This is a genomic window from Candidatus Seribacter sulfatis (assembly GCF_964187635.1).
GTDB lineage: Bacteria > Verrucomicrobiota > Verrucomicrobiia > Opitutales > Seribacteraceae > Seribacter > Seribacter sulfatis.
The window spans coordinates 16,285-41,743 of the sequence record NZ_CAXLMO010000112.1; the positions used below are offsets into that span (position 1 = coordinate 16,285).

The window sequence follows — 25,459 nt, forward strand, 5'->3', positions numbered from 1 at the left end:
GGCCATCCTAGATATTCAAAAGGATGTCATTTTACTACAGTACTGTCTCAATGCGCATTCTTGCATGCGTAGCTTTTTTGATCAATATCGCACTTCCCACATCTGCACAAATAAAGGAAGAAACTTGTGAGAAACTAAAAAACATCGGAAAGTTTTATGAAAACCCTGAGTCCAGCAGTTTGCAAAGTGCAAAACTTTTTCTTTCCTATCAACACCAGATTGGCTACATCGATGGAGCAGACCAGATGGGAAAGAATTTCAATGATGACTTTGAGGAATTCCGAAGGTTTTGGATGGGAATATCCGGTAAATGGGGAAGCTACTGGAAGTTTAAAGTAGTAAGCCAATTATCAAACGACCGGCATAATTATCCAGCAAGTAAGGGGGGGGCTTATCGACAATGGGGACATGAAACTTTTCGTGCTGCCAACATTACTTTTGATGCCGATAAATTTTGGGATTTCGAAAACATTGATGCCATGGAAATCGGCTATGGTAGAAGAACTGGAAGGATGGCCGATGAATGGCAACGATCTTCCACCATGATTAATTGTCTGGAACGTTCTTCTTTTTCTAATAAGCTTTGGCTCTACGATAAAGAAAAGGGAAACCCCTTAGCGGCATGGGTTAAATGGAAAGCTGGTACTAACACATTTGATGCCGCGGTTTTTTCCGGAACTTATGACGATTATATTGGTGGGTGGAAAGACAGTAAGGTTTACTATGGATCATGGTTGGGGGATTTCTCAGAGCAAAGCTCTTATCAATTGCATGAATATTGGCTCTCCTATTACAAACAAGATGGAAATTTAAACCAAGATCAGTTGGCAGGTGGAAATGATTGGGCTCTTTCCCTTGTGAACCGTATTGGCGACGGTTCATGGGCATTTCATTCGACCCTTGCATTTGGAAATAACGGAGATCAGGCGAATGCCGATCGAGAGGGAGATTTTGGCGGTCTAGTGCTCATGCCTATGTATTGGCTAAAGGAAGATAAGCTCAAACTAGTGGGACGCTATCTGTTCCAGCAGTCAGACCAAAAGGAAGGCCTCCGGTTAAACAGTCGTTATGCCCCCCTTGCGGATTCTCGTGATAGTGCGATCGATCTTAATAATGGCAGAGGCGATAAACACCATGCCTTTTATCTCGGACTAAATTATTATTTATGCGGGGAAAACCTTAAACTTATTACCGGTATTCAACACGATGAGCTTAGCTCCCATGGAGCAAACCAATATCGTGGGTGGACATTGGGTTCAAGTTTTCGAATTTGGTTCTGAGCATACATTAATTTTTGTCAGTATTTTTAAATTCTACATAGATCAAAAGATAGCGAATCAGGTTAGATCAAATAAACTTCTTTTATTATCTATACTTCGCCTGCTTCGGTTGTTTTATAATAATATTTAGATTTTGTAATGGTTCTTTTACCCAAAAAATGGGTATAGTATACTTGCTATGAAATCTCATGAAGTTTTAAAACAATCCGTAGAGGATGTGGGGGTTAAAACCATTGCATCAGACTTGGGGGTTTCTCCTTCCCTTCTTTACAAATGGTGCCAACCTGGGGATGAACCGACTGACAGCGGTGCTACTAACCCTCTCGACCGCTTAGCGAAAATCTTCGAAGCCACAGGGGACGAACAAATTATTTCCTGGCTGTGTCAAAAAGCAGACGGATTTTATTGTCCCAATCCAAGCACCGAAAAAGATCCAAATAAAGACTTATTTGCACATACACAAAAATTAGTCCGTGAATTTTCCGACCTCCTTCAAGTCGTATCCCAAAGCAACAAAAACGACAGCAAGATTTGTGCTGAGGATAGCAAAAAAATTCGCAAAGAATGGGAGGAACTAAAGGGAGTGGGAGAATCATTTGTTCATGCCTGCGAACAGGGTTTATTTTAAAATGTTAATGCTTAAATTGCCCTAATTCATTTGGGAAAAATACATCGCTACTTCGGTAATAATCAACCACTCTTTCAAACGCTCCTCAAAAAGGGAACCTGAAAGGAATAGTTTTGGTTCATTTCCATTCCTAGAAGAGCCGATGGCCATATTCCTGTGAGGAATAAATTATTCAAACTATTGATTTTTCGTACTGTAGTAACCTTTATTTCTTAAGTGTTTTTTTGTTTTTAAGAATAAGGTTTTTTTTAAACATTTATTCGAAAGATGTTTGCAGGCACCCACGAATGCAGTAAGGATATATCACTTAATTTACTTTAAATATGTCCTCTGCATCCAACATTATATACACTAAAACCGACGAGGCACCCGCGCTCGCGACTTACTCTCTTCTGCCCATTCTTCGTGCTTTCACATCGTTCAGTGGCGTGCATTTTCAATCGAAAGATATTTCCCTCGCTGGTCGTATCCTGGCTCATTTCCCTGACTACCTTTCGGAAAATCAGCGCATTCCAGATGTACTTGCTGAGCTGGGAGAACTTGCCAGCCAACCAGAAGCTAACATTATCAAGCTTCCTAATATCAGTGCCTCTATACCACAGCTCAAAGAGGCGATACTGGAACTTCAGGGAAAAGGATTCGCCATCCCTGATTTTCCTGATGACCCACAAACCGATGAAGATAAATCCATTCGCTCTCGCTACTCCAAAGTCCTCGGCTCTGCGGTAAACCCTGTGCTAAGAGAGGGGAATTCCGACCGACGCGTGGCTAAACCGGTCAAGGAATACGCCCAAAAGAATCCTCATTCAATGGGTCCTTGGCAAGCAGAGTCCAAGACTCATGTTTCTCACATGAAGTCAGGCGACTTCTACGGAAGTGAGCAATCTACGATCATCGATAAAGATCGGGTCGTCTCCATTGAATTTATCGATGCCAGTGGCGAGAAGAAGATACTCAAAGATCATTTATCATTACTCCAAGGTGAAGTAATTGACGCCTCAGTGATGAATCGTAATTCGCTTCGTTTATTCTTAGCAGAGCAATTAAAGGAAGCAAATGAACAGGGTGTGCTCTTTTCTCTCCATATGAAGGCCACCATGATGAAAGTTTCCGACCCAATTATCTTTGGACACTGTGTGGAAACATACCTAGGCGATCTTCTAGAGGACCACGCAGAAACTCTACAAAGCGCCGGATTCAACCCCAATAATGGACTTTCTGATTTTTACCGCATCCTTGATACACTTGATAAAAAAGATCAGTCAGATATTCGTGTAAAGCTCGATCAAATTATCAAGGAACGCCCTCCCCTTGCCATGGTTAATTCGGATAAGGGGATTACCAATCTCCATGTTCCCAGTGATGTGATTATCGATGCGTCCATGCCCGCCATGATTCGTACTTCAGGACAAATGTGGGGACCAGATGGTAACCCCAAGGACACAAAAGCAGTAATCCCGGATCGTAATTACGCCGGAGTATATCAAGCAACCATCGATTTCTGTAAAGAGAATGGTGCATTTGATGTTACTACTATGGGCAATGTGGCCAACGTCGGATTGATGGCTAAAAAGGCAGAGGAATATGGATCCCATGACAAGACTTTCGAAATTGAAAAAGCAGGTACTGTTCGTGTCGTAGGCGAAACGGGAAATGTGTTGCTTTCCCATGATGTGGAAACCGGAGATATATGGCGCATGTGCCAAACCAAAAAAATATCGATTATCGACTGGGTTAAACTTGCGGTAAACCGTTCAAAGTTGAGCGGTACTCCGGTCATTTTCTGGCTCGATGAGAAGCGGGCTCACGATGCCAATTTGATCAAGTATGTAAATGCCAAATTGACCACGCTGGACACCGAAGGATTAGACATACAGATTCTTGCCCCGATTGAGGCAACTAAAGTCACATGCCAACGATGTAAAGACGGACTCGATACCATTTCCGTAACCGGTAATGTTTTGCGTGACTACCTTACTGACCTCTTCCCCATTCTGGAGCTCGGAACAAGTGCAAAAATGCTCTCCATTGTCCCGCTACTCGCAGGAGGAGGATTATTTGAAACCGGAGCAGGTGGGTCAGCACCCAAGCATGTTCAGCAATTTGTAGAGGAAGGCCATTTGCGCTGGGATTCACTTGGTGAATTCTTGGCCATTGCAGTGTCGCTTGAAGACTTAGCAAATAAAACCGGGAATTCAAAAGCACAGGTTTTAGCAGGCACACTAAACTCTGCCATCGGCCGGTTTCTAGATGAAGATAAATCACCATCCCGAAAAGTGAATGAAATCGATAATCGCGGTAGTCATTTCTATCTCACACTTTTCTGGGCAGAAGCCCTGGCAGGGCAATCGGATGAGAGTGATCTTCAGTCTCAGTTTTCGGGATTAGCACAAACTCTTCGCGACAATGAAGAAAAGATAGCTCAGGAACTAATCGCTGCCCAGGGCAAACCAGTTGATTTGGACGGGTACTATCTCCCCAGTGTGGAGAAAGCTTCAGCCGCTATGCGACCAAGCCAAACCTTTAATCAGGCTTTGGATAACCTAGGCTAAGTTCCACTTAAACTCGAATTTCATTATTTGAAATCCTTTCTTAATCATTGCCAATATTCGACTATTGGTGTTGGGGTTTCACATGCCAAAAAAATCGGTTCTATTATCCTTTTTGTTTTCAAGTTTGTCGATAGCTTGTATGGCAAGTCCACCCAATGTTCTGTTTATTCTTGTAGACGATATGGGAGCAAAAGACTTATCCAATGAAGGATCAGGTTTTTATGAAAGTCCGAATATTGACCGAATAGCCAACGGGGGAATGAAATTCACCCGGGGCTATGCCACCTGTCAGGTATGCAGTCCATCAAGGGCAAGTATTGTGACCGGAAAATACCCGGTCAATCATGGCATCACCACCTGGATAGGAGATTCACCGGGAGAAGGATGGAGAAAGCGGGGAAGAAATGACAGTCACCTCCCACCCGAATATGAGCGCAACTTGCGTCATTCCGAAATCACTCTTGCCGAAGCGATGAAAGACGCCGGTTACAAAACCTTCTTCGCCGGAAAGTGGCACCTGGGAAGCGAAGGTTCGTGGCCGACCGACCATGGTTTTGATCTAAACAAAGGTGGATGGGATGTGGGTGGTCCACGGGGTGGGTTCTTTTCTCCCTACACAAACCCAAATCTTCAATCCGGAGCGGATGGGGAATCCCTCACGCGACGCCTCGGTCTGGAAACTGCAGACTTTATAGAAAAGAACAAAGATCAATCCTTCCTTGCCTTCCTGTCCTTCTACGCCGTTCATGCCCCTATTCAAACCACAGAAACACTGTGGAAAAAATATCGGAACAAAGCAGAAAAAATGGGGCTCATCAAAAACAAAGAAAGGTTCCTCTTCGATCGTCGTCTGAATGTACGTCAGGTACAGGACTGTCCGATCTATGCAGGAATGATCGAGCAACTCGATCAATCTATCGGTCTCGTACTGGCTAAGCTTGATGAACATGGCTTGGATGAGAACACCATCATTTGCTTTACCTCCGACAATGGAGGCGTTTCCTCCGGGGATGCCTATGCTACCTCAAACTTACCCCTGCGCGGGGGTAAAGGTCGGCAGTGGGAAGGAGGAATTCGCGAACCTTTTTATATCAAGGCTCCCGGCATCACAAAGCCAGGCTCAATAGAAGCAACTCCAGTAAATGGAATCGACTGGTACCCTACCCTGCTTGAACTTTGCGGAATCGAATTTCCCCAAAAACAAAATTTGGACGGCGTCAGCCTTGTTCCTTTATTAAAAGGTAAAGCGATCAACGAGCGCCCACTTTACTGGCATTATCCACATTATGGAAACCAGGGAGGCGAACCCAGTTCGATCATTATGGAGGGTGACTGGAAACTCATTCATTATCATGAGGATAAAAGGAACGAACTTTATAATCTTGCTAATGATATTGGCGAGCAGAACGATCTGATCGCAAAGGAAAACAATCGTGCCCAGCAAATGCGAAAAAAGTTGATCACTTGGATCAAACAAACCAATGCCCAATTTCCTAAGCCCGACCCCCAATTTGATTCCGTAAAGAGAGACGCCCGTTGGAAAAATATTAAATCCTCAGGAAAGCAAGGATTGGAAAAACGTCACGCCACCTTTCTCGAACCGAACTACAAACCAAACAAGGATTGGTGGGGAAGCTCGGTCGATTAAGCAAAAGATAATCGTTTTGTTTAATTGCACACTTTTTATCATTACAGGGAAGAAACGCAAGTGAGCGAAACGGCAATCCATCGTGTCTCGAGTCACGTGGGTGAGTTGTCTATTCGCTTCCCGGTTCACAGTGGATCGCCACGGGCGAGGCCCTCGCGATGACAAGGCGTAGAACGGAATGGTAGTGTACGGTTCGGTCAAAACTCGCACACACATGTCATTGCGAGGAGAGAACGAAGTGACCGACGCGGCAATCGACTGCATGCAATGGGCGTGTAGGGAGTGCGCTGGGCAATTACTGGCCCCCGAGTGGTTCGCCACCGGCTTTCAGCCCTCTCGATGTCAAGGAGAAGGGTAAAATAAAACGCGACTCTTCTTTTAAATCAATGATTAAGGACAGGCTTTACAGGTGACGCTAAACATCTTGTTGCTTTAACCAACTGATCAGTTTGATTAAAGCACGGGCACGGTGGCTAATCTTTGCTTTTTCATCAAGGGAAATTTCCGCAAAGGTGAACTGACTTTCCAAGGGTTGAAATAACGGATCATAGCCAAAACCTCCGGTTCCTGTTCTCTTACTTAGCAACATTCCTTCACAGGCTCCGGAAAAGGTTTCCTCAACATCATGCCCCACCAATGCAAGAACGCAGCGAAAACGACAGCTTCTCTGATTATGGGGTACCTCAATCATTTCCCTTAAAACTTTGTCGTTATTGGCTTCATCATCACACTCCTCTCCGGCATAACGGGCAGAGATAACGCCGGGCTTTCCGTTAAGGGCATCAATTTCAATCCCACTGTCATCGGCCAAGAACCAAGCACCAGCTGGTCCAATTTCTCGTAGACCATTTGCCTTGAGTAAGGAATTCGCCTCGAATGTGGAGCCTGTTTCCTCGACTTCTGGCATACCCCCAATCGCATCGGGTCCAGACACGATAACAGACAACCCTGCCAGATCGAGTGCACTTTGAAGTTCCTTAAGTTTATGGGCATTACCCGAGGCTAAGTAGATAGTTTTCATAAAAATCCGTGTGTTAGATGGTCTTCGCCTAAACTTTCTGTTATAGGTACCTTTATGAGGAAATCATCAAAGTCGGGTCCTGAAAGGGCCTGTTCATGATCGAATACTTTGGGAGAACGGTACTTAAAAAGGTAATCCACATTTCCTGTATTAAGTAAAGATCGGGCAAGTGTTGGGCCACCCTCACAATAAACTGCGTTCATTTCAAATTGATTCAAGGCAGATCTGAGTGCATCAGGCTTGGCTCGTCCAGTCTCGTCCTCAGCCACTTTCACCAACCGAACCCCCAACTCCTTGGCCCGACTCACACGATCTTGCCGAGAAAGCCCGTGACTGGTGGTGAGAATAATTGTGCGATCAGCAAATTCATCGGTATAAATAACCCGGTCTGGAACCAGTGAACCAAGGGTCACCAAGTTAGAATCGACAATAATGCGAAGTGGACACCAGGTCTCAGCAGTAAAGCGGGCGGTGAGAGAGGGATCATCCGAAAGCACTGTACCTGCCCCAACACAGATCGCGGGGAAAAATCGTCGCCAATGCATCATATTGGCCCGGGCCTCCGCTTCGGTAATACGGCTCGGCACTCCTTGGATTTCAGCAACCATTCCGTTTTTAGTCACTGCCATTTTGAGGGCAATCAATGGACAATTCTTGAGCATATTATGATTAAATACAAAATTCAAACGGGTGGCTTGGGCCTGAATTTCTTTTGAGCCAAGATGTACTGAAATTCCTGCCTCTTCTAAGATCTTGATTCCACGCCCAGCATGCTCGGGGTTTGGATCGAGGCAGCCAATAAACACATTCTTAATTCCAGACTTTAAAATAGCATCCACACACGGAGGGGTTCGGCCATGCGTCGAACAGGGCTCAAGAGAGACGAACATCGAAGCCCCTTCAATCGGACTTCGCCCGAGGTTTGAAATAGCGGCAACTTCAGCATGTGGGGAGCCGGCACGTTTATGATGTCCTTCTGAAACCACCTCACCCCCTTCCTCAATAATTGCACCCACCATGGGATTGGGATGGGTATTACCCCAGCCATTTTTGGCCAGCTCTAGGGTCCTTCGAAAAAGGATTTCCTTTTTTTCGAAATCAGGCACGGGCAATCGTCAGTCCGACTGGGCAATGATCAGAGCCTTCCACTTCGGGAAGAATATAAGCATCGCGGATGGAGGTGGCCAAGCAGTCAGAGACCACAAAATAGTCAATTCTCCAGCCCACATTTCGGGCCCGTGCACCCGCTCGGTAAGACCACCATGAATATGCTCCTGTTTTTTCGGGGTGTAAATGTCTGTAAGTATCGATGAAACCTTCTGCTAAAAGATTGGAGAAACCTTCCCTTTCTTCATCAGTAAAACCGGCACTTTTTCGATTGGTTTTTGGATTTGCCAAATCGATTTCTCGATGTGCTACATTAAGGTCACCACATAAAACAACCGGTTTCGATTGCCTCAGCTCGATAAGATAATCTTTAAGATCCGGATCCCAGGAGTCATAGCGGTGAGGTAGGCGGGAAAGGTCACCTTTTGAATTAGGAACATATACATTAACCAAGAAAAAACCTTCAAACTCGAAGGTAATCGTACGCCCTTCACCAACGTGTTTACCATCAGGAAAATCTTCACGAATGGAGAGTGGTTTAGTTTTAGAAAAAATCGCGGTTCCAGAATAACCTTTCTTTTCAGCAAGGTGATAATGTCTGAATGCGTATCCGAAGTCATCATCTGGAATCACTTCTGAATTTAACTTTACTTCCTGGAGACAGAGTAAGTCGGGATTTTTCTTTGCGACGAACTCATCAAAAGTTTTTTTTCGACAGGCCCGAAGACCATTCACATTCCAAGAAATCATTTCAATTGTTGAATTTTTATTACTCATTAAATTTTAATTTTTGAAAACATAAGATTGGCATTGGTTCAGGAATCTACTACCCATGGTATTCTTTCCGCAATACTTCAAGAAAAAGAAATTAACATGGCTTCTCCAACAGACATTCGTAAAGGTAGGGTAATGAACTATCAAGGTGCACCCCACCTAGTATTAGAAATGCTGCACCGCACGCAAGGCAGACAAGCTGGATTTGTGCAAACAACCCTGAGGAACTTGCAAAGTGGTTCGACCACCACTACCAAGTTTCGATCGACTGATAATGTCGAATTCATGCATACGACTACCAATAAGCTTGAATTTAGTTACAAGGATCCTGACGGACATCACTTTATGGACCTTGAAAGCTATGAAGATACCGTGCTCCCAAGTGAGGTGATAGGAGAAGATGATAATTTTCTCGTAGAAGGAAACACCTACGATATTTTACTAATCGATGGAAAAGCGATCCGGTTGGAACTCCCCGCCTCGGTCGAAGCAACTGTGATTGAAGCACCCGATGCATTAAGAGGTGATACTGCGGGAAATGTACTCAAGCCCGTCACCATCTCTTCAGGTCTTACCATTCAAGTGCCCTTGTTTATTAAAAAGGACGATGTAATCAAGATTAGTACCGGCGACCGTTCTTACCTAGGCCGTGTGAACTAAAAAAGATGCCCCTTAAAAAGAGGCATCTTAAAAATTTTAAATTTCAGAAATAAAATCTAGGCCACTCGTTCAACAACAAGAGGTGCAGGATTTGGTCTTTTAGGAGCAAGCCGATAAGCGGCTTTGAAGTACTCCATTGCCACGCCTAAGCGTTTTTCGTCGTTGTAATGAATAATCATTAGAGGTTCACCCTGTTTCATTTGAGTGCCCACCTTGCAAAGCTCAGCAACACCAGCAGCAGGATCAAACTTCTGTCCTTCTCCATGAGCTAAAATTTGGACACCACGGGCAAGTTGACCGGCATCAATTGTATGAACATAACCACGCTTAGGTGCGGGTAATTTCTTGGTATGCTTGGCCAATGGTAACTTTTCTGGGTTATCAATTACCTTCGAATCACCACCTTGGTATTCAACAATTTCTTTAAATTTTTCTAAGGCAGTTCCATCTTCAAGATGTTTACGCACAGTCTGCTTGGCAGAAAGCGTCGATCCTGCTACTCCGGCAAGACGCACAATTTCCATACCTAGTTTCATAACTAAGTCCTGTAAGTCTTCTGGGCCTTCCCCTTTCAGTAATTCAATCGCTTCTTTTAATTCCAAAGAAGCACCGACGCAGGAACCAAGTGGTTGATTTACATCGGTTACTAGAGCGACGCATCTTCGTTTCAGAGTTCTACCAACCCGGGTAATAGAGCGTGCTAGTTGTTTCGCATCGTCCGCAGTCTTTATGAATGAGCCCTTGCCCCACTTCACATCTACCACAACTCCCTCTGCTCCCGCCGCTAGCTTACGACTTAATGTACCTGCGGTAATAAAAGGAATGGATGGGATTGCCCCGATTGTTTGTCGTAATTTGTAAAGAATTCCTTCAACAGGAGAAATTTCGTCGTTCCGATCTGCAAATGAACAACCTACTTTTCGAATCTGAGTGGCAAAATCCTCTAAGTTGATTTTACTATTTATCTTTGGAATCGCGGAGAGTTTTTCGCAATTAGAAGTCAAAAATTCTTCATCATCGCCATTCATTAAGGGCATTGCCACACCTGCTGCAGCGGCTAATGGTCCGAGTACAATGGTTGTTTTATCACCGACACCGCCCGTGGAATACTTTTCAATTTTAGGACGGGAAACATCCATCATCTCAATCACTTCACCCGAAAGCATCATTTCTTCAGTAAAAAAAGCAGTTTCTTGGGCTGACATGCCCTGAAAATATACTGCCATTACCCAGGCAGCCTGCTGGTACTCGGGCATCTCTTCATCTAATATTGAATCGACAAGAAAACGAATTTCATCGTCTGTATACTCTCCTCCGTCTCTTTTTTTCTCAATTAAATAAGAGAATGATGGGGTGCTATTTTTGGAACTAATGGCTTTAGGCATGATAATTGTCCTTACGCGATTTGGGGGTATGAATAAACGGCAAAACAAATTATATAGTTAATTAGTTCAAATAAGTCGAGGCTTTTATTCCAAGTCGTACTTGACCCTTTCTAGTAATATGCTTGGATTACGCACCATGTTAATTGAATTTGATTCTAGTGATACAATTGAAGGTGTAATTCGTACGGTAACCACTACGAGCGAACATTTCGGTGAAGATTTTCAACCTCAGGTTCGACCGGCCGATCCAAGGTTTGGAGATTTTCAAGCAAATGGCGTACTCCCATTTGCCAAAAAGGCAGGCATCAACCCCAGGGAACTGGCTCAAAAATTAATGGATGCCCTACCCCAAACTGATCTTTGGGAAACCAGTATCGCGGGTCCTGGCTTTATTAACTTCAAACTTTCTCCTTCTTATTTTCTACAATGGCTCGAAAAATTTGCTGATACCGAATCAATCCAAAAGGCGGTCCAGACTGAAAACCCGCAAAAAGTGGTGGTTGATTTCTCCGGTCCCAATACTGCCAAGCAGATGCATGTTGGCCATATTCGCTCGACGATTATAGGGGAAAGCTTAGCCCGACTGCTTCACTTTCTTGGCCACGAAGTAATACGGGACAATCACCTTGGGGATTGGGGAACCCAGTTTGGCATTCTTCTCTATGCAATTAAAAGAGAAAAAATCGCTCTTGATCAACTCGGTCCTGACCCAATTGCAAAATTGGAAAACCTTTATCGACAAGGAAACAAATGGATAAAAGAAGAAGAGTGTAATTTGGCAGAAGCGCGGGAGGAGTTAGTGAAACTTCAAAACGGAGATTCTGAAAACCTTGCACTTTGGCAAAAGATTAAAGAAATAAGCATGGATTCTTTTCTTTCAATTTATGAAATACTGGGAGTCCATTTTGATCACTCACTTGGAGAAAGTTTCTACAAAGACAAAATTGATCCTATTTATGAAAACCTTTTGTCCCATCAAATTTGTAAAGAAGATGAGGGGGCACTTGTGGTCTTTCATCCCGAGCATAAAAGATTCTCAAAGCAGCCCTTTATCATTCGTAAGTCGGATGGTGCGAGTAATTATGCTACCACGGACTTGGCAACCGTGGAATACAGGAAAAACGAATGGAATTCGGATCAAATTATCTATGTTACTGATGGAAGGCAGCGCGATCATTTTGAACAACTCTTCCTCACTGTACAAAAATGGTACTCCGCAGAAAAGAGAAAAAGTCCATCTCTTGAACATGTCTGGTTCGGTACTATTTTAGGGGATGACAATAAAGCGATCAAGACCCGGGACGGAGAACCGATCAAACTTATCGATCTGTTGAACGAAGCAATATCGAGGGCTCGAAAGATGGTGATAGAGAAAAAGCCTGACCTTGCTGAGGTAGAAATAGAAAAAAGAGCAAAAGCAATTGGACTGGGTGCAGTTCGATATGCTGATTTGTCCCAGGACCGTACGCTTGACTATGTTTTTTCCTGGGAAAAGATGCTCGCAATGCAAGGAAACACAGCACCGTATCTCCAATACGCAGTTGCCAGAATCCATAGTATTTTTAGAAAAGCTCAAGTTTTACCAACTCAAATTCTAAGTACCCACTATCAACCGAATACAGATTCTGAAAGAAGCCTGGCTCGAAAATTTCTTTTTTTCCCGGGAGTGATTAAACAAACCACGAAAGAATTAAAACCTCATTTTCTCGGTTGCTATCTATTCGAATTAGCAACCGAATTTAGTTCGTTTTACAACCAAAGCAAAGTGATGGTGGAAGAGGAAGAAATTAAAACACTCCGACTTATTCTATGTGCTCGTTCGTTAATTATATTACAAATCGGAATGGATATTTTGGGAATTGAAACACTCGAGGAAATGTAATTCCAGCCTAAATGATTGATTTAGTACTTAAGGTATTCAATCAATAATGCCTCGGAGCTAAACATTTTCCATTTTTTCCCATCTCTTTTCATGGTGTGTAACATCTTGACTCGGTTATCTCGAAACGCGGCATTACCGGAAAGTTTCTGTGTAACTTGCAATACTTCGACCTTCGCTTCATCGCCGTCAATCTCCTTCACCTCAAGCTGTTGTATCGTGTATTTTAGCTGAAGGCGGGCAAAAATATAAGTCATCATATCCTTGGAACTCTCTGCGGTGGGAGATTCAGGATGGATCGTACTCAATGCCATGTTGATATTCCTTTTGGAAACGGCAAATATGTTTGTTTTTACCACATCCTTAATTTCTTTTACCATCGCAGGATCTAACTCCTTCTTCACCACTGCGGCAGGAGCTACTTCATTTGCTGGTGGCACAATGGTGGTAGAAGAACCAGGAAGAGAACTCCCGGGTAAATCCTGAGCGGGTAATATTGGAATAGAACATATTACAATCCATCCCAAAATCATACGCCTAAGAATGTGTGCTTTCATTATCATAATATCTAAAGTCCTATAAAATGAATTTTTTTCAATTCTAAAAGTAGAACATGTTATTTATTTTGAAGATACCAAAGGGACTTCAATACTATAATATTGGCTAGTTGAACCTTCCCCCCATCCTTTCTCGTTAAAAAGTAAACCTGATAAAAACTTTTCATCCTTTCGAGCCCATGGTGAACGCTCGAAGCGTAAATGAAGAAAATCTTCTTTATTTTTATACAACTGATTTCCATCCGAACTAATTAAACGATTGGAGGAGAAAAATATTGGGCGATCTTCACTCGACTCCCAATTGTTTTTATTTAGTAATTTTAAATCGATAAACTTACCCTTGAGTCTTGCAGATGGCTCCCAATGGTCAGGAAGAGGTGGAGGAATTGAGCTCCTAAACTGCTCGAACTTCTGATGCCAATCCGAATCGAATTCCCTCGAATTTACCACCTCTAATTCAATCGATAAATTAGTAAACCCGGGCAGGCATTGTCGGGAACAAGTAAGCCAAGATGCACTTGCATTGAGAGTTATAATCTCTCCTGCTTTCACTTGATCAGTTACACTTACCTTGCACAGAAAAAGAGTTTCCCCGTAATTTCCATTGGCACGGATACTTGCCATCTTCACTTTCTCGGGTGTACAATAAATTAGTTCACCAATTGATATCCCCTTTGGAGTTGACCACTCAAGGGAAGGAGCAACACCAACATCTCCGGGATGTTTCCAATAAGTATGCCAACCCTTTTCTCTTACAATGTGCCAACCAATCCAAAAATCTTCACCGGGAACAACTCCGTTTTGTTCCGCCACTAGTTGCATGCGCAAAGGGCCTACCTTTTTCATTCCCAAGCAGGTAACACTCAGAAATAGCGAGATAAGAAGAAGCGGAATTCTAGCAACTAAATCATTCAACTGAAGGATTTCCCACACCCGCAAGTTGTCTGGGCATTTGGATTTCGGATTTCAAAACCTTTTCCACTCAACCCATCATCAAAGTGGATTTCTGTGCCGGACAGATACTCTACACTTTCTCCATCAACTGCAAATTGGACTCCTTGACTTTCGCCAAGTTGATCAGAATCTTTAGCCCGATCCATTGACATTCCGTATTCAAATCCAGAACATCCTCCAGGCTCAATAAAAATACGGAGTATTTTATCAGAATCAGAGTCTTTTGACATTCGTTCGATCTCCTTGGCTGCTTCGATAGTTAATTTGATCATAGATAATTACTAACATCGGAGAGAATTATGTCAAATCAAGCGACTATAAGCGTAAATTATGCCAAATATACTATTTACTCTTAAAAAATTAAGTATTTTCTTGAAAACTGATAGGATAATACTTAGTTTTACGACATTGGCATAAATGAAACACATATTTAACGAAGTACACTACGAACTAACTCGTAAAATTGCGGAAGGTGGGATGGGATTGGTCTACGAAGCTACACAAAAAGGAATTGGTGGATTCCGAAAAGTGGTCGCAATCAAACTGATTCGGGAAGAATATTCTGCAATTGAAGAGTTTAGAAATAATTTTATCGGAGAAGCAAAATTAGTTGCTGACTTGATTCATACCAACATTGTCCAGACATACCATCTAGGCAAAATTGGAGAGCAATATTTCATGACCATGGAATATGTAACGGGTTGGAATCTTGAGGAATTTCTCGATAGGCATGTGGAAACGGAACAATACATACCCGCAGATTTGGCGGTTTTTATTGTTTCCCGAATATGCAGAGGACTTGGTTACGCTCATCGCAAGAAAGATTCACAAGGTCGCTTGCTCGGGATTGTCCACCGCGATGTTAACCCAAAAAATATCATGATCGCCCAAGAGGGAGATGTTAAATTGACTGACTTTGGAATCGCGAAGGCACTGGACCTAATGTACAATAAAGAAGGCGATGTAATTGCCGGTAAGGATGAATACCTATCTCCAGAACAAGCACGCTGTGAAGTAACAGATCATCGTGCTGATCTATTTTGTTGTGGGATTGTAATGTCTGAACTTCTTTTGGGTTACAACCTCTTCGAAGCATATGAATCAGAGGATACCATTCGTAATATATTGGAAATGAAAGTTCCAAACTTCAAAGAGATCCGTCCCGATATTGATCCGCGGCTTGATAAAATTCTCCAAACTTCCCTGATGAGGGCACGAGATGAGAGGTATCAATCATCGGAAGAAATGCTCACCGAACTCGAGAGCTTTATTTATGGCGAAGGATATGGGCCCACGAACGAGAAGTTAGCGGCTTATATTTATGATGTTTTTGGAGATGACGGAGAGAATGCAGCACTTCGTTGGCATCGCGGGGAAACCCGATTTGCAGATAATTAAAACCTGAAAGTTTATTATGGCCATGCAATCCCAAGGTCTCAGGCAAGTTCAGAAGCAAACTCAGAACCTTGTCCTTGCCCCTCAGTTAAGGCAATCCCTCAAAATCTTACAGGTTCCTGCACTCGAACTGCGTTCTGCTATTCTTGAAGAATTACAAACTAATCCCCTTCTTGAAGAATTAGGAAACAACGACGAAAGTCTTGATGCATCAGAAGTCGAACCCTCCCCTGACGAATTGGAAGTGGAAAAAGTCGATGAATTCCCGGAAGAACCTGGTTCGGAATTAGAGGGTAAGGATTCTGACAAAGAACAGGATATTGAATCCGAGAATCAAGAAGAATTACAAGACCTCGATTTTTCGGATGAATTTGCAATCCTCAAGGAGATGGAAGAGGATTTAAGAGAACATTTTGAAAGCGAGTTTGAAGGAGAAGCTAAATTAGGAAATACCGACGCACAGGATAAAAGAAAGTTTTTCTTTGATTCACTCACCTCCGAAGTATCTCTCCAGGAACACTTACTCGATCAATTAAAATTAACTGAAATTAGCCAAGGCGTTCGGGATGCCGCAGAATACCTGATTGGTAGCTTGGATGAAAATGGCTTTCTCAATTCAAATCTGTCCGACATTGCCCTTCTTTCATCAATGCCCCTGGCCGACTTACAGGAAGCACTGCGTACATTACAGACCTTCGAACCAATTGGGATTGCATCCATTGACCTGCAAGACTGCCTGATTAAGCAAATGGATGCTCGGGATTGGGAGGATACAGATCAGTACCGAATCGTAAAAGACCATTTTCCTCTACTTGTAAGGCGGCGCGTCCCTGAACTTTCCCGTAAATTATCTCAATCCACTCAAGTAATTCACGAAGCAATCGAAAAGATTAGTGAACTCGATCCAGCTCCTGGCAAGAGGTTTTCCGAAGATAATAACCAGTCAATCTCGGCCGATGCGACTGTGGAAAAAGTCGGTGATGAATGGGTGATCAGCCTCAACAGTGATTTTATTCCCAGGCTAAAAATTAACAGGACCTATAAAGAATTGATTGCCAAAGGGGTATTATCCAGTAAGGAAAAGGAATATGTTCGCAATCAAATGCGAGCAGGTAAATTCCTCATAAGCTCGATCGATCAACGTCAAAATACCATCGAACGAATTACCCGAAAAATCATTGAAAGACAGACAGGCTTTTTTGAAGAAGGCTCCTCCAAACTACGCCCCATGACTATGTCCGAAGTGGCCGACTCCATCGAAGTTCATGAAACAACCGTATCGCGTGCCATCGCCAACAAATTTGTCCGGACTCCCCATGGCACTTTCCCGTTAAAGTATTTTTTCACACCCGGATATTCAGGGAAGGACGGAGATTCCGTTTCCAATACTAGTGTGAAGGAAATAATTGGTTCTATTATTGAACAGGAAGACCCGAGTAAACCATTAAGCGATCGTAAAATTGTCGATTTGCTAGCTGAAAAAGAAATCAAACTCGCCCGTCGAACGGTTGCAAAGTATCGCGAAGAACTTGGGATTTCTCCCACAAACTTACGCCGCCGGTATTAATCTGTTCATTTACCTGATCCCCACTCAAGTACTCTGAGGAATGGAAGAAGACAAGACCAGTAGTCCGCTTTCTACCGCTCTCGTTTTGGATGTGTCCACTGCCAATGTACAGGTCGGAATTGCCAAAGAAAATGGATGGAGGAAAATAGTAGAAACTTCCAATTCTCCGATGGATGGAGTTTTCCAATCCGTGGCTCAACTATTCGAAGAATTAGAATTGGGAATCAAAGAAATTGATTCTATTTTCTTTTGCGCCGGACCTGGATCCACACTGGGCCTTCGCCTCACCCTTGCATTTGTAAAAACAGTACAATGGGAATGCGAAAACAAATTCGCACTCTACTCCTACAATGCCCTTGACCTTGCCAGTCAAATGGTGAAACCCTACCCTGACTTCGTTCAAGCTCCCTTTCGTATGGGTTGGCGAATCGTTCGCTCTTCTTCCAATCAACATCCCATTGGAAAAAAAGAAATTTTCGAAAGCGAGGAAGCACTCAAAAAGTTTCCATCGAGCTTACACCTTCAAGATCCAAGAAGAAAAATCACCTCGATTGATCCAGACAATATTTTGGAATATCGATTGAATAAAATGAACGGGCTTTCGGACTTAATTAAGATCTCGGAGCCTAAGGAAGAACTAGAAATTTATTCTCCCCGACCACCAGAATTCAAAAAATGGGTTCCGGAAATAAAATTCCTGTCTCCGGACAGCTAGAGTAATAGAATGATAACACAGCGTTGCTGGGCAGAGATTAATCTGGCCGCCCTTGAAAGGAATCTAAGATTGATTAGAGATTCACTGCCCCCTCATGTTCGCTATGTTTCAGTCGTGAAAGCAGATGCCTATGGTCACGGCATTCATCCCACTGCCGCTCGATTAATGCAAAGCGGGGTCGATTTATTTGCCGTTGCGAATATTAAAGAAGCGACGGAGATCAGGGAAATGGGCTCCGGTTGGCCAATCTTAATTTTAGGTCCCCTACTGGAAGAGGAAGATGAAGCATTGATAGAGTTTGATTTAATTCCAACACTCTCCACCGAAGTGGAGTTAAATAGGCTATGTGCCCTTTCTCAAAAACATCAAAAACAAATCTCAGTTCACTTAAAAATTGATTCTGGGATGGGGAGAAATGGAATTTGGTGGAATGATGCGATTCCACTGATTGAAGAAATCAAAAAACACAGTGAAATTAAACTTTGTGGAGCCCTGACTCATTTTGCCCAGCCCTCCGATCTTTCTTTTACTGAAGAACAAAGAACCCGCTTTTTATCGATTCTTCAAAACACAGAAATTCACCAAAAACCAGGATTTCTTGTTCATGCGGATAATTCCTCCTCTCTTCGCTCATTTGATCGAAACGCAATTTTCAATGCAGTTCGAATCGGTCTTCTTCAATTCGGAGTCTCCCCTCCACAGGGTAGTATTTTAGCGGATCTGCCAGTTGAACCAGTTCTATCATTTCATGCGAAACTGGCCATGATCAAAAATCTGCCCGAAGGAACAACTTTGAGCTATGGTCGTCAGTATACCCTGCAAAGGGACTCAAAAATTGGGATTATCAGTGCCGGTTATGGCGACGCCATTCCACTTCCCTGTGGGAATCGAGCCTTTGGTTTAATCAACGGACAGAATTACCCCTTAGTGGGGAGAGTTACAATGGATCAGACCTTGATTGATTTAACCGACGCACCTTCCGAGATTGAACTCGGACAGACAGTCACTCTAATTGGGAGACAAAAGGAGAAGGAAATCCTACTGACTGAACTTGCGACTCATGCAAAAACGATACCTTGGGAATTGCTTTGTTCGATTACCAAAAGAGTTCCCCGTGTTTATACTACCATAAGGGAATAAACCCGTTTGTTATAAGTCAAAGTTTGCTCCGATCGATTCTATAATGTGGGATAATTGATTGATCGAATTGGATCGGTTATCATATGCCTGTTGTCCGTCTTCCGGACAACCGTAAGGAGAGACCCAGCCCATTCCATTTTTCTCGTGCAGGGAATGAACCTCTGCCAACCATGTCGAAATTTGCTTCAGGTTTGCCAGAATACGGTTCCCTTCCGCCGGGGTTTCCAATGGATTACCGTAAGGCATCTTACTCACCACATTGCCATCCGCATCTTTAGATTCCTCCCAGGCAACTTCTGCAGTTTCACATGCCTCCCAAAACCGGATTTTGGTAAAGTCCACACAACCTTCCGTAATGGCTAGAGCCATGGCCTCGATTTCGGGCAAGGCTACCTCTGCAAAAGTTTCCTCTTCCTGCGGTTCAAAAGATTCCTCAGCCTTAATTAAAATCTGAGACTTTTCATCCAATGCCTGGGCTATTCCCTTCACCATCGAATAATTAATCTGAGACTTGAGGTCTCCCTCCAACATCAAATCAACGGCATCAAAAGAAAATTCTTCCTCTTCCTGCGGCTTTTCAATTGTTTCTTCCTCCTGGGTTGATTCACTCATTAAAATACTAATGTATAAATTAAGAGCTTGAATCAATGTGAAATCTCACTTCAAGGCTATTATTACATTTACACTTTTTCTTTCATGACGAAATCTTTTACGATTACTTTTTTTGTTTTGGCGTTATTCAATGGCCCTCCTCTGATCGGTAGTCCTTTTAAGATTAGAGAGACAGCTCCAACACTAACTCCAATAATGGAAAGAGAACTCAAAGGATGCTTCCACTTTTTTTGGGAGGAGTGGAACGACGATCCGAAAAGTCCCACCTATGGTATGACCAATGGGGATTACGTGGGGATGGATAAATATAGTCCCATTGCCATTGAAGAACAGGGGTTTTATTTCGCCGCTATCATTATTGGAGTAGAACGGGGCTGGATAAGTCGCAAGAGCGCTGAAAAAAGAATCATAACCACGCTGAACACAATGAAAAAACTAAAACGCATCAACGGCTTTTGGTACCATTTCATTGATCCGGATACCGGAAAAAGAGGGTGGGAAGATTCAAATAATATTGAACTTAGTAATGCATCAGCGGGAACTATGCTTTTAGGCGCACTAGCGGCGGCAGAATATTTTGGTGGTGAAATCAAAGTATTAACCGATGAACTGTATCGGGAAATGAACTGGAAATGGTTTACCAATCCCGAAACCAAACACCCGTACCTCGCCTGCTACCCGGAAGATCTTCCCGATAAAGTACCCTTTGGAATAACAGAAGATGGGATGTTTGGCGGGTGGTCTGCTTATGCGGAACATATTTTTCTCTACATCCTCGCGGCAGGTTCCCCCAATCAACATTTCGCCACAGGACCGGATTCATACTACGCAATGAAAACTTACAAAGGAAGTTACAAGGGCGAGAAATTTATTATTTGTGGAACAGGAGCCGCCTTTACCTATCAATGGACTCATGCGTTTATCGATTTTCGTAACCTGCGGGACAGACTGGGCAGGGATTGGTTCACCAATTCCAGGCACGCGTCGTTGGCCGCGCGGCAGTATGCTATCGACAATGCCCACCGAATTAAAGGTTTAGGGAAAAATTCATGGGGAATGTCGGCCTCAATTAGTCCCACTACTGGATATAGCGGGCATTATGGTTCTTATCCGATCGGGGCAGGATATAAACTTTTGGAAGATGGTACCGTGGCACCCTACGGAGCTCTTTCATTTCTTCCTTTTACTCCAGAGGCTTCCATTTCCGCCTTGAAATATATGTATACTATCCCCGGATTGGTAGGAAAATATGGCCTGTATGATGCCTACAGCTTCAAAACTAAGGCAAAAGGCAACCAACCATGGATTGCAAAAAGCTATCTGGGCATCGATAAAGGACTCGTTTTATTGATGTTCGAAAACTATTCCTCTCAGCTCATTTGGAAACTATTGCATCAAAATGAATACATACGAAAAGGTTTAAAAACACTCGAATTTACGCAGGTTAAGAAGATTTGAAATAATCTTTACGATATTTTTGGCAAAAATTCTTTTCTGTGGAATGTCACAATATTAAAATTAATTTTAACAATTAAAAGTAATTAATTGATAAAGATGAACTACAATGCCTAAAAAGACTAATTGTTAGTTATAAGTAAACAAATTCCTTGTCCTAATTAAGACAATTTATACTATTTGATTTGTACGTTAAAACATCAAATTTCATCCTCCCTTTTATTTGTTAACTTGCTGCAAGCCTTTACTTAAACCCATTTTTTTAATTATGCTTCGAGAATCCTTAAGTTTTATCACTATTTTCTCGTTAATTTGCTTATCCCCGTTTTCCAACAGGGCCTTTTCCGCTGAAATATCATTCAACCGGGACATCAGGCCAATTCTCTCAAGTAAATGTTTTTTTTGCCATGGCCCTTCGGAAAAATCGCGCAAGGCGAAATTACGTCTGGATATTGAAGAGGAAGCATTTAGGGAGAAAGATGAAATTGCCGCCTTTGTTCGAAATAGTTTGGAAGACAGCGAAGCTTGGCACCGAATAACTTCCGATGATCCGGACGAAGTTATGCCTCCCCCCGAATTTAAGAAGGAACTCACCAAGGTTGAGATTAATACAATCAAAGCCTGGATTGAACAGGGAGCTAAATGGGAAGGTCATTGGGCATTCATTCCCGTAAATAAGCAACAAGAACCAAAGACTGAAATGCCCCAATGGATACGCAATCCCATCGACTCTTTCGTTCTTAAAACCTTAAAACAAAAAGACCTTCATCCTTCTCCGGAGGCCGACCGTAGAACCCTTCTTCGCAGAATTTACTTCGATATGACCGGGTTGCCTCCAACCCCCGAAGAAATAAACGATTTCTTGCTCGACCACTCACCCCAAGCATATGAAAAAGTGGTGGACCGCTTACTTGCATCCGATGCCTATGCCGAGCGAATGACTTTGGTATGGATGGACGCTGCCCGCTATGGTGACACATCGGTTTTTCATGATGACGGCCCCCGTGACATGTGGCCGTGGCGTGATTGGATTCTTAATGCCTACAAGTCCAATATGCCCTTTGATCAGTTCACAATTGAGCAATTAGCGGGAGATCTTCTCCCCTCCCCATCCGATGCCCAGAAAATCGCTTCCGGTTTCAACCGTAACCACGCAACTACCGATGAAGGAGGTGTTATTCCCGAGGAATTTCGGGTAGAATATGTGGTTGACCGAGTAAAAACCACGGGGAATGTGTGGATGGGACTAACCATGGAATGCGCCCAGTGCCATGATCATAAATACGACCCCATTTCCCAGGAGGAATATTTCAAATTTTATGCCTTCTACAATAATAACGCAGATCCGGGTATGCAGACCAGGCGGGGAAATACAGCACCGATGGTTGAAGTGATAACTCCAAAGAGAAAAAAACAACTGTCCGAGGCAAACCAAGCAGTTGAAGTAGCTAGTAGTTCCCTTCAACGCAGGCGAAAAGAATCCCTTAAATCGTTCGATCAATGGACTCAACAAACCAAAAAACAATTAGAAGAAAACCCTCAAGTTCTTGACCCTCAGGGCTTGGTTGCCCACCTCCCCTTCGACCAACTTAACCTCGAAAACAACACCTCAAAAGTAGGCCTTAAGGGAGCGCCATCATGCATTCTCCATCACTCTCCGAAATCAATTAAACAGGCCAAATTTTCAGGAGGTATCAAAATCGAGAATAACTCCTTTGCCGAGTTACCAAATTTTGGTGACTTCGAACATAACCAAGCCTTCTCCATGAGTGCATGGATCAAAACCTCTCAGAAAAATCTCGGGGGTGCAATCCTCAGTAAAATGAATGAAGGAAACCAATTTCGCGGGTATGACCTATGGTTAGATGCCGGACGACCCGGCACTCACATCGTTCACGCCTGGCCCGATAATGCACTCAAAATTGTTTCCAAGAAAACGATCCCCGCCAATAAATGGGTCCACCTTTGCGTGACCTATAGCGGGCAAAGAAATGCAAATGCCGTGGAAATTTATATGGATGGAACCAAGCAGGAAAAAATCATTGCAACTAACACACTCAAAGCGAACACCATTAAAACGGATAAACCTTTCCGTATTGGTCGCCGGTTCAAATCCGCTCAAGTCAATGGCACCGAGATTGATGAGGTGCGGGTCTACAACCGAACACTCTCCTTGGAGGAGATCAAAGTTATTATGTCACTGCCCTACCAGTCTATTCCTGAACCTTCAGGGTTAACCGCCGGGCTTACTTTTGATTCTTTTGAAGGAAATAAAACCAATGACATAGCAAAACCAAGTAGAGATTTGGTCCTTCATGGAGGAGCAAAGCAGACTGAATTAGGAAAATCACGAAATGGATTAAAAATCGAGAATAATGGGTTTCTTGAATCTACTCAAATCGGTAAACTCGAACATAACCAATCTTTCTCTTGGTCGGTTTGGATTAAAACTCCCAAAAATCTTACCGGTGCAATCCTTAGCAAAATGGATGAATCCCAAAAACATAGAGGCTACGATATTTGGCTCGAGGGTGGAAAGGTTGGTATGCACATCGTGAACGAATTCCCCGACAACGCCCTCAAAGCAGTTTCCAAAAAGCCAATTCCAGTTAATCAGTGGCACCACTTGACCATTACCTACGACGGTAAAAATAAAGGGAATGGATTGAAAGTCTATCTCAATGGAAAGACTCAGCCAATGGAGGTCACTCATGATTCGCTCACCAAAACAATTTCAACCTCAAAAGCCTTTCGTATTGGACGTCGTTTTAACGGTTCCTCAACCAATGGGCTCGAAATGGATGAACTTCGACTGTACTCCCGAGTACTGAGTACCCGGGAAATTGATCGACTGGGCTACATTGATCCTATCCTCCCCCTCATTAAACAGGAGCCCAAACACCTGAACCCGGCCCAACGAAACCTGGTTATTGACTACTACCTCAACCGACATGATCCTGGATACAAACAAACCTTGGCCACGGTTACCAAAAAGAGGCAGGATTTAAATGCTTTAAAGAACAAAAAGCTTACCTCCATGATCATGGGTGACAATCCACCTAACAAGATGAGAAAAACCTATGTTCTGATGCGTGGACAATATGCCTCACCGGATGAATCAAAAGAAATCCTTCCCGATACTCCCTCTTTTCTCCCTCCGATGAAAAAGGATTTACCTAAAAACCGCCTTGGATTAGCCAAATGGTTGATGGATAAAGATCACCCGCTGACCGCAAGAGTTACCGTCAACCGCTACTGGCAGACCATTTTTGGCCGCCCCTTGGTCAGCACTCCCGGTGATTTCGGTTCACAGGGAAGTTGGCCATCACACCCGGATCTACTCTCTTGGTTGGCAAAAGATTTCATTGATCATAATTGGAATGTAAAAAGAACCATCAAGCAGATGGTGATGAGCTCCACTTACCGTCAGTCTTCGGAGACTCGTGCGGTTCACATGGAAAAAGATCCGGTAAACTTATACCATGCACGAGCTCCCCGCTTTCGCCTGATGGGAGAATTTGTTCGCGATAATGCTCTATCCTTAAGCGGACTGCTCAACCGAACTTTTGGCGGACCAGGGGTGAAGCCCTACCAACCGCCAGGATTATGGAATGAGGTTTCCTTAAATGGTGGACTCAGATTTGTACGCGATAACGGAGATAAGCTATATCGTCGAAGCATGTACACTTATTGGAAGCGTTCTGCCCCCCACCCAGGGATGATGGCCTTTGATACCCCATCCAGGGAAACCTGTACCCTGCAAAGACAGCGTACGAACACTCCCATGCAAGCTTTGGTAACATTGAACGACGAACAGTTTGTCGAAGCCTCCCGTGCGTTTGCTCAGCGGATTCTAAAAAGTCCTGCCAAGTCTTTCTCAGATCGCTTAGACTTCGCTTTCGAACTGGCTACTGGACGACCTGCTGATTCTATAAGAAAGGAAGTGTTACGAGATGCACACTCTTACCAAAGTAAAATTTTCCAAGCAGAACCGAAAAGGGCTGTTGATTTATTAAAAATTGGAGAAACATCCCGGGATTCATCAATCCCCGCCCAAGAGCACGCAACTTGGACGGTTTTAGCCTCCATGATCTTAAACTTAGACGAAACCTTAAACAGAGAGTAATCAA

20 protein-coding genes are annotated in these 25,459 nt (G+C 43.4%); 12 read left to right on the forward strand and 8 right to left on the reverse strand.

From position 1 onward, the window contains the following. Window positions 1-23: 23 nt before the first annotated feature. From ACKPQ5_RS10200 to ACKPQ5_RS10215, 4 genes are all read left to right on the forward strand, one after another. A complete protein-coding gene (locus ACKPQ5_RS10200) occupies window positions 24-1,280 on the forward strand; it encodes a hypothetical protein (RefSeq protein ID WP_407679004.1) in 1,257 nt (418 codons plus the stop codon). 178 nt (window positions 1,281-1,458) lie between these two features. Next, window positions 1,459-1,908: a phage regulatory CII family protein gene (locus ACKPQ5_RS10205; RefSeq protein WP_407679005.1), complete on the forward strand. Its 450-nt coding sequence runs from the start codon at window positions 1,459-1,461 to the stop codon at window positions 1,906-1,908. Window positions 1,909-2,231: 323 nt separating this feature from the next. After that, window positions 2,232-4,460, forward strand: a complete 2,229-nt coding sequence (locus tag ACKPQ5_RS10210; protein ID WP_407679006.1) for an NADP-dependent isocitrate dehydrogenase — start codon at window positions 2,232-2,234, stop codon at window positions 4,458-4,460. Window positions 4,461-4,599: 139 nt separating this feature from the next. Then, complete coding sequence (locus ACKPQ5_RS10215) at window positions 4,600-6,108, forward strand: sulfatase (RefSeq protein ID WP_407679007.1); 1,509 nt, start codon at window positions 4,600-4,602, stop codon at window positions 6,106-6,108. Between the two features lie 415 nt (window positions 6,109-6,523). Here the strand turns inward: ACKPQ5_RS10215 and rdgB are convergent, their stop codons facing one another. From rdgB to ACKPQ5_RS10230, 3 genes are read right to left on the reverse strand one after another with little or no spacing between them, the layout of a single operon-like run. Beyond that, window positions 6,524-7,129 (reverse strand): RdgB/HAM1 family non-canonical purine NTP pyrophosphatase, encoded by a 606-nt coding sequence (rdgB, locus tag ACKPQ5_RS10220; protein ID WP_407679008.1) that lies wholly within the window; start codon window positions 7,127-7,129, stop codon window positions 6,524-6,526. Further along, window positions 7,126-8,235: a bifunctional diaminohydroxyphosphoribosylaminopyrimidine deaminase/5-amino-6-(5-phosphoribosylamino)uracil reductase RibD gene (gene ribD, locus ACKPQ5_RS10225; RefSeq protein ID WP_407679009.1), complete on the reverse strand. Its 1,110-nt coding sequence runs from the start codon at window positions 8,233-8,235 to the stop codon at window positions 7,126-7,128. Before ribD ends, rdgB begins: the two co-directional genes overlap by 4 nt. Beyond that, window positions 8,228-8,992 (reverse strand): exodeoxyribonuclease III, encoded by a 765-nt coding sequence (locus tag ACKPQ5_RS10230; RefSeq protein ID WP_407679032.1) that lies wholly within the window; start codon window positions 8,990-8,992, stop codon window positions 8,228-8,230. The genes ribD and ACKPQ5_RS10230 overlap by 8 nt, the downstream gene beginning before the upstream one ends. 54 nt (window positions 8,993-9,046) lie before the next feature. Between ACKPQ5_RS10230 and efp the strand changes: the two genes are divergently transcribed. Continuing rightward, the gene (efp, locus tag ACKPQ5_RS10235) at window positions 9,047-9,670 is read left to right on the forward strand and encodes an elongation factor P (protein WP_407679010.1); all 624 of its coding nucleotides are present in this window, start codon (window positions 9,047-9,049) and stop codon (window positions 9,668-9,670) included. A gap of 56 nt (window positions 9,671-9,726) precedes the next feature. Here the strand turns inward: efp and ACKPQ5_RS10240 are convergent, their stop codons facing one another. Further along, the gene (locus ACKPQ5_RS10240; protein WP_407679011.1) at window positions 9,727-11,055 is read right to left on the reverse strand and encodes a thymidine phosphorylase; all 1,329 of its coding nucleotides are present in this window, start codon (window positions 11,053-11,055) and stop codon (window positions 9,727-9,729) included. Window positions 11,056-11,155: 100 nt separating this feature from the next. On the opposite strand from ACKPQ5_RS10240, the gene argS reads away from it, so the two are divergent. After that, a complete protein-coding gene (argS, locus tag ACKPQ5_RS10245; RefSeq protein ID WP_407679012.1) occupies window positions 11,156-12,937 on the forward strand; it encodes an arginine--tRNA ligase in 1,782 nt (593 codons plus the stop codon). A gap of 20 nt (window positions 12,938-12,957) precedes the next feature. On the opposite strand, the gene ACKPQ5_RS10250 is transcribed toward argS, so the two are convergent. From ACKPQ5_RS10250 to ACKPQ5_RS10260, 3 genes are all read right to left on the reverse strand, one after another. Beyond that, complete coding sequence (locus ACKPQ5_RS10250; RefSeq protein WP_407679013.1) at window positions 12,958-13,491, reverse strand: hypothetical protein; 534 nt, start codon at window positions 13,489-13,491, stop codon at window positions 12,958-12,960. A 63-nt stretch (window positions 13,492-13,554) separates the two neighbouring features. Further along, on the reverse strand, window positions 13,555-14,337 hold the full coding sequence (locus tag ACKPQ5_RS10255) for a protein-disulfide reductase DsbD domain-containing protein (protein WP_407679014.1): 783 nt from the start codon (window positions 14,335-14,337) through the stop codon (window positions 13,555-13,557). Between the two features lie 65 nt (window positions 14,338-14,402). Beyond that, window positions 14,403-14,717, reverse strand: a complete 315-nt coding sequence (locus tag ACKPQ5_RS10260) for a HesB/IscA family protein (protein ID WP_407679015.1) — start codon at window positions 14,715-14,717, stop codon at window positions 14,403-14,405. A gap of 145 nt (window positions 14,718-14,862) precedes the next feature. Between ACKPQ5_RS10260 and ACKPQ5_RS10265 the strand changes: the two genes are divergently transcribed. The 4 genes from ACKPQ5_RS10265 to alr are packed head-to-tail and all read left to right on the forward strand — an operon-like array spanning window position 14,863 to window position 19,262. Next, window positions 14,863-15,843: a serine/threonine protein kinase gene (locus tag ACKPQ5_RS10265; RefSeq protein ID WP_407679016.1), complete on the forward strand. Its 981-nt coding sequence runs from the start codon at window positions 14,863-14,865 to the stop codon at window positions 15,841-15,843. 16 nt (window positions 15,844-15,859) lie between these two features. After that, complete coding sequence (gene rpoN, locus ACKPQ5_RS10270; protein WP_407679017.1) at window positions 15,860-17,407, forward strand: RNA polymerase factor sigma-54; 1,548 nt, start codon at window positions 15,860-15,862, stop codon at window positions 17,405-17,407. 40 nt (window positions 17,408-17,447) lie between these two features. Beyond that, window positions 17,448-18,122: a hypothetical protein gene (locus tag ACKPQ5_RS10275; RefSeq protein WP_407679018.1), complete on the forward strand. Its 675-nt coding sequence runs from the start codon at window positions 17,448-17,450 to the stop codon at window positions 18,120-18,122. 9 nt (window positions 18,123-18,131) lie between these two features. After that, entirely contained in the window at window positions 18,132-19,262 is a 1,131-nt protein-coding gene (gene alr, locus ACKPQ5_RS10280; RefSeq protein WP_407679019.1) for an alanine racemase, read from the forward strand. 9 nt (window positions 19,263-19,271) lie between these two features. On the opposite strand, the gene ACKPQ5_RS10285 is transcribed toward alr, so the two are convergent. After that, a complete protein-coding gene (locus tag ACKPQ5_RS10285; protein ID WP_407679020.1) occupies window positions 19,272-19,874 on the reverse strand; it encodes a hypothetical protein in 603 nt (200 codons plus the stop codon). Between the two features lie 84 nt (window positions 19,875-19,958). On the opposite strand from ACKPQ5_RS10285, the gene ACKPQ5_RS10290 reads away from it, so the two are divergent. After that, window positions 19,959-21,332 (forward strand): glucoamylase family protein, encoded by a 1,374-nt coding sequence (locus ACKPQ5_RS10290; RefSeq protein WP_407679021.1) that lies wholly within the window; start codon window positions 19,959-19,961, stop codon window positions 21,330-21,332. 265 nt (window positions 21,333-21,597) lie between these two features. Beyond that, window positions 21,598-25,455: a DUF1553 domain-containing protein gene (locus tag ACKPQ5_RS10295; protein ID WP_407679022.1), complete on the forward strand. Its 3,858-nt coding sequence runs from the start codon at window positions 21,598-21,600 to the stop codon at window positions 25,453-25,455. Window positions 25,456-25,459 lie beyond the last annotated feature (4 nt).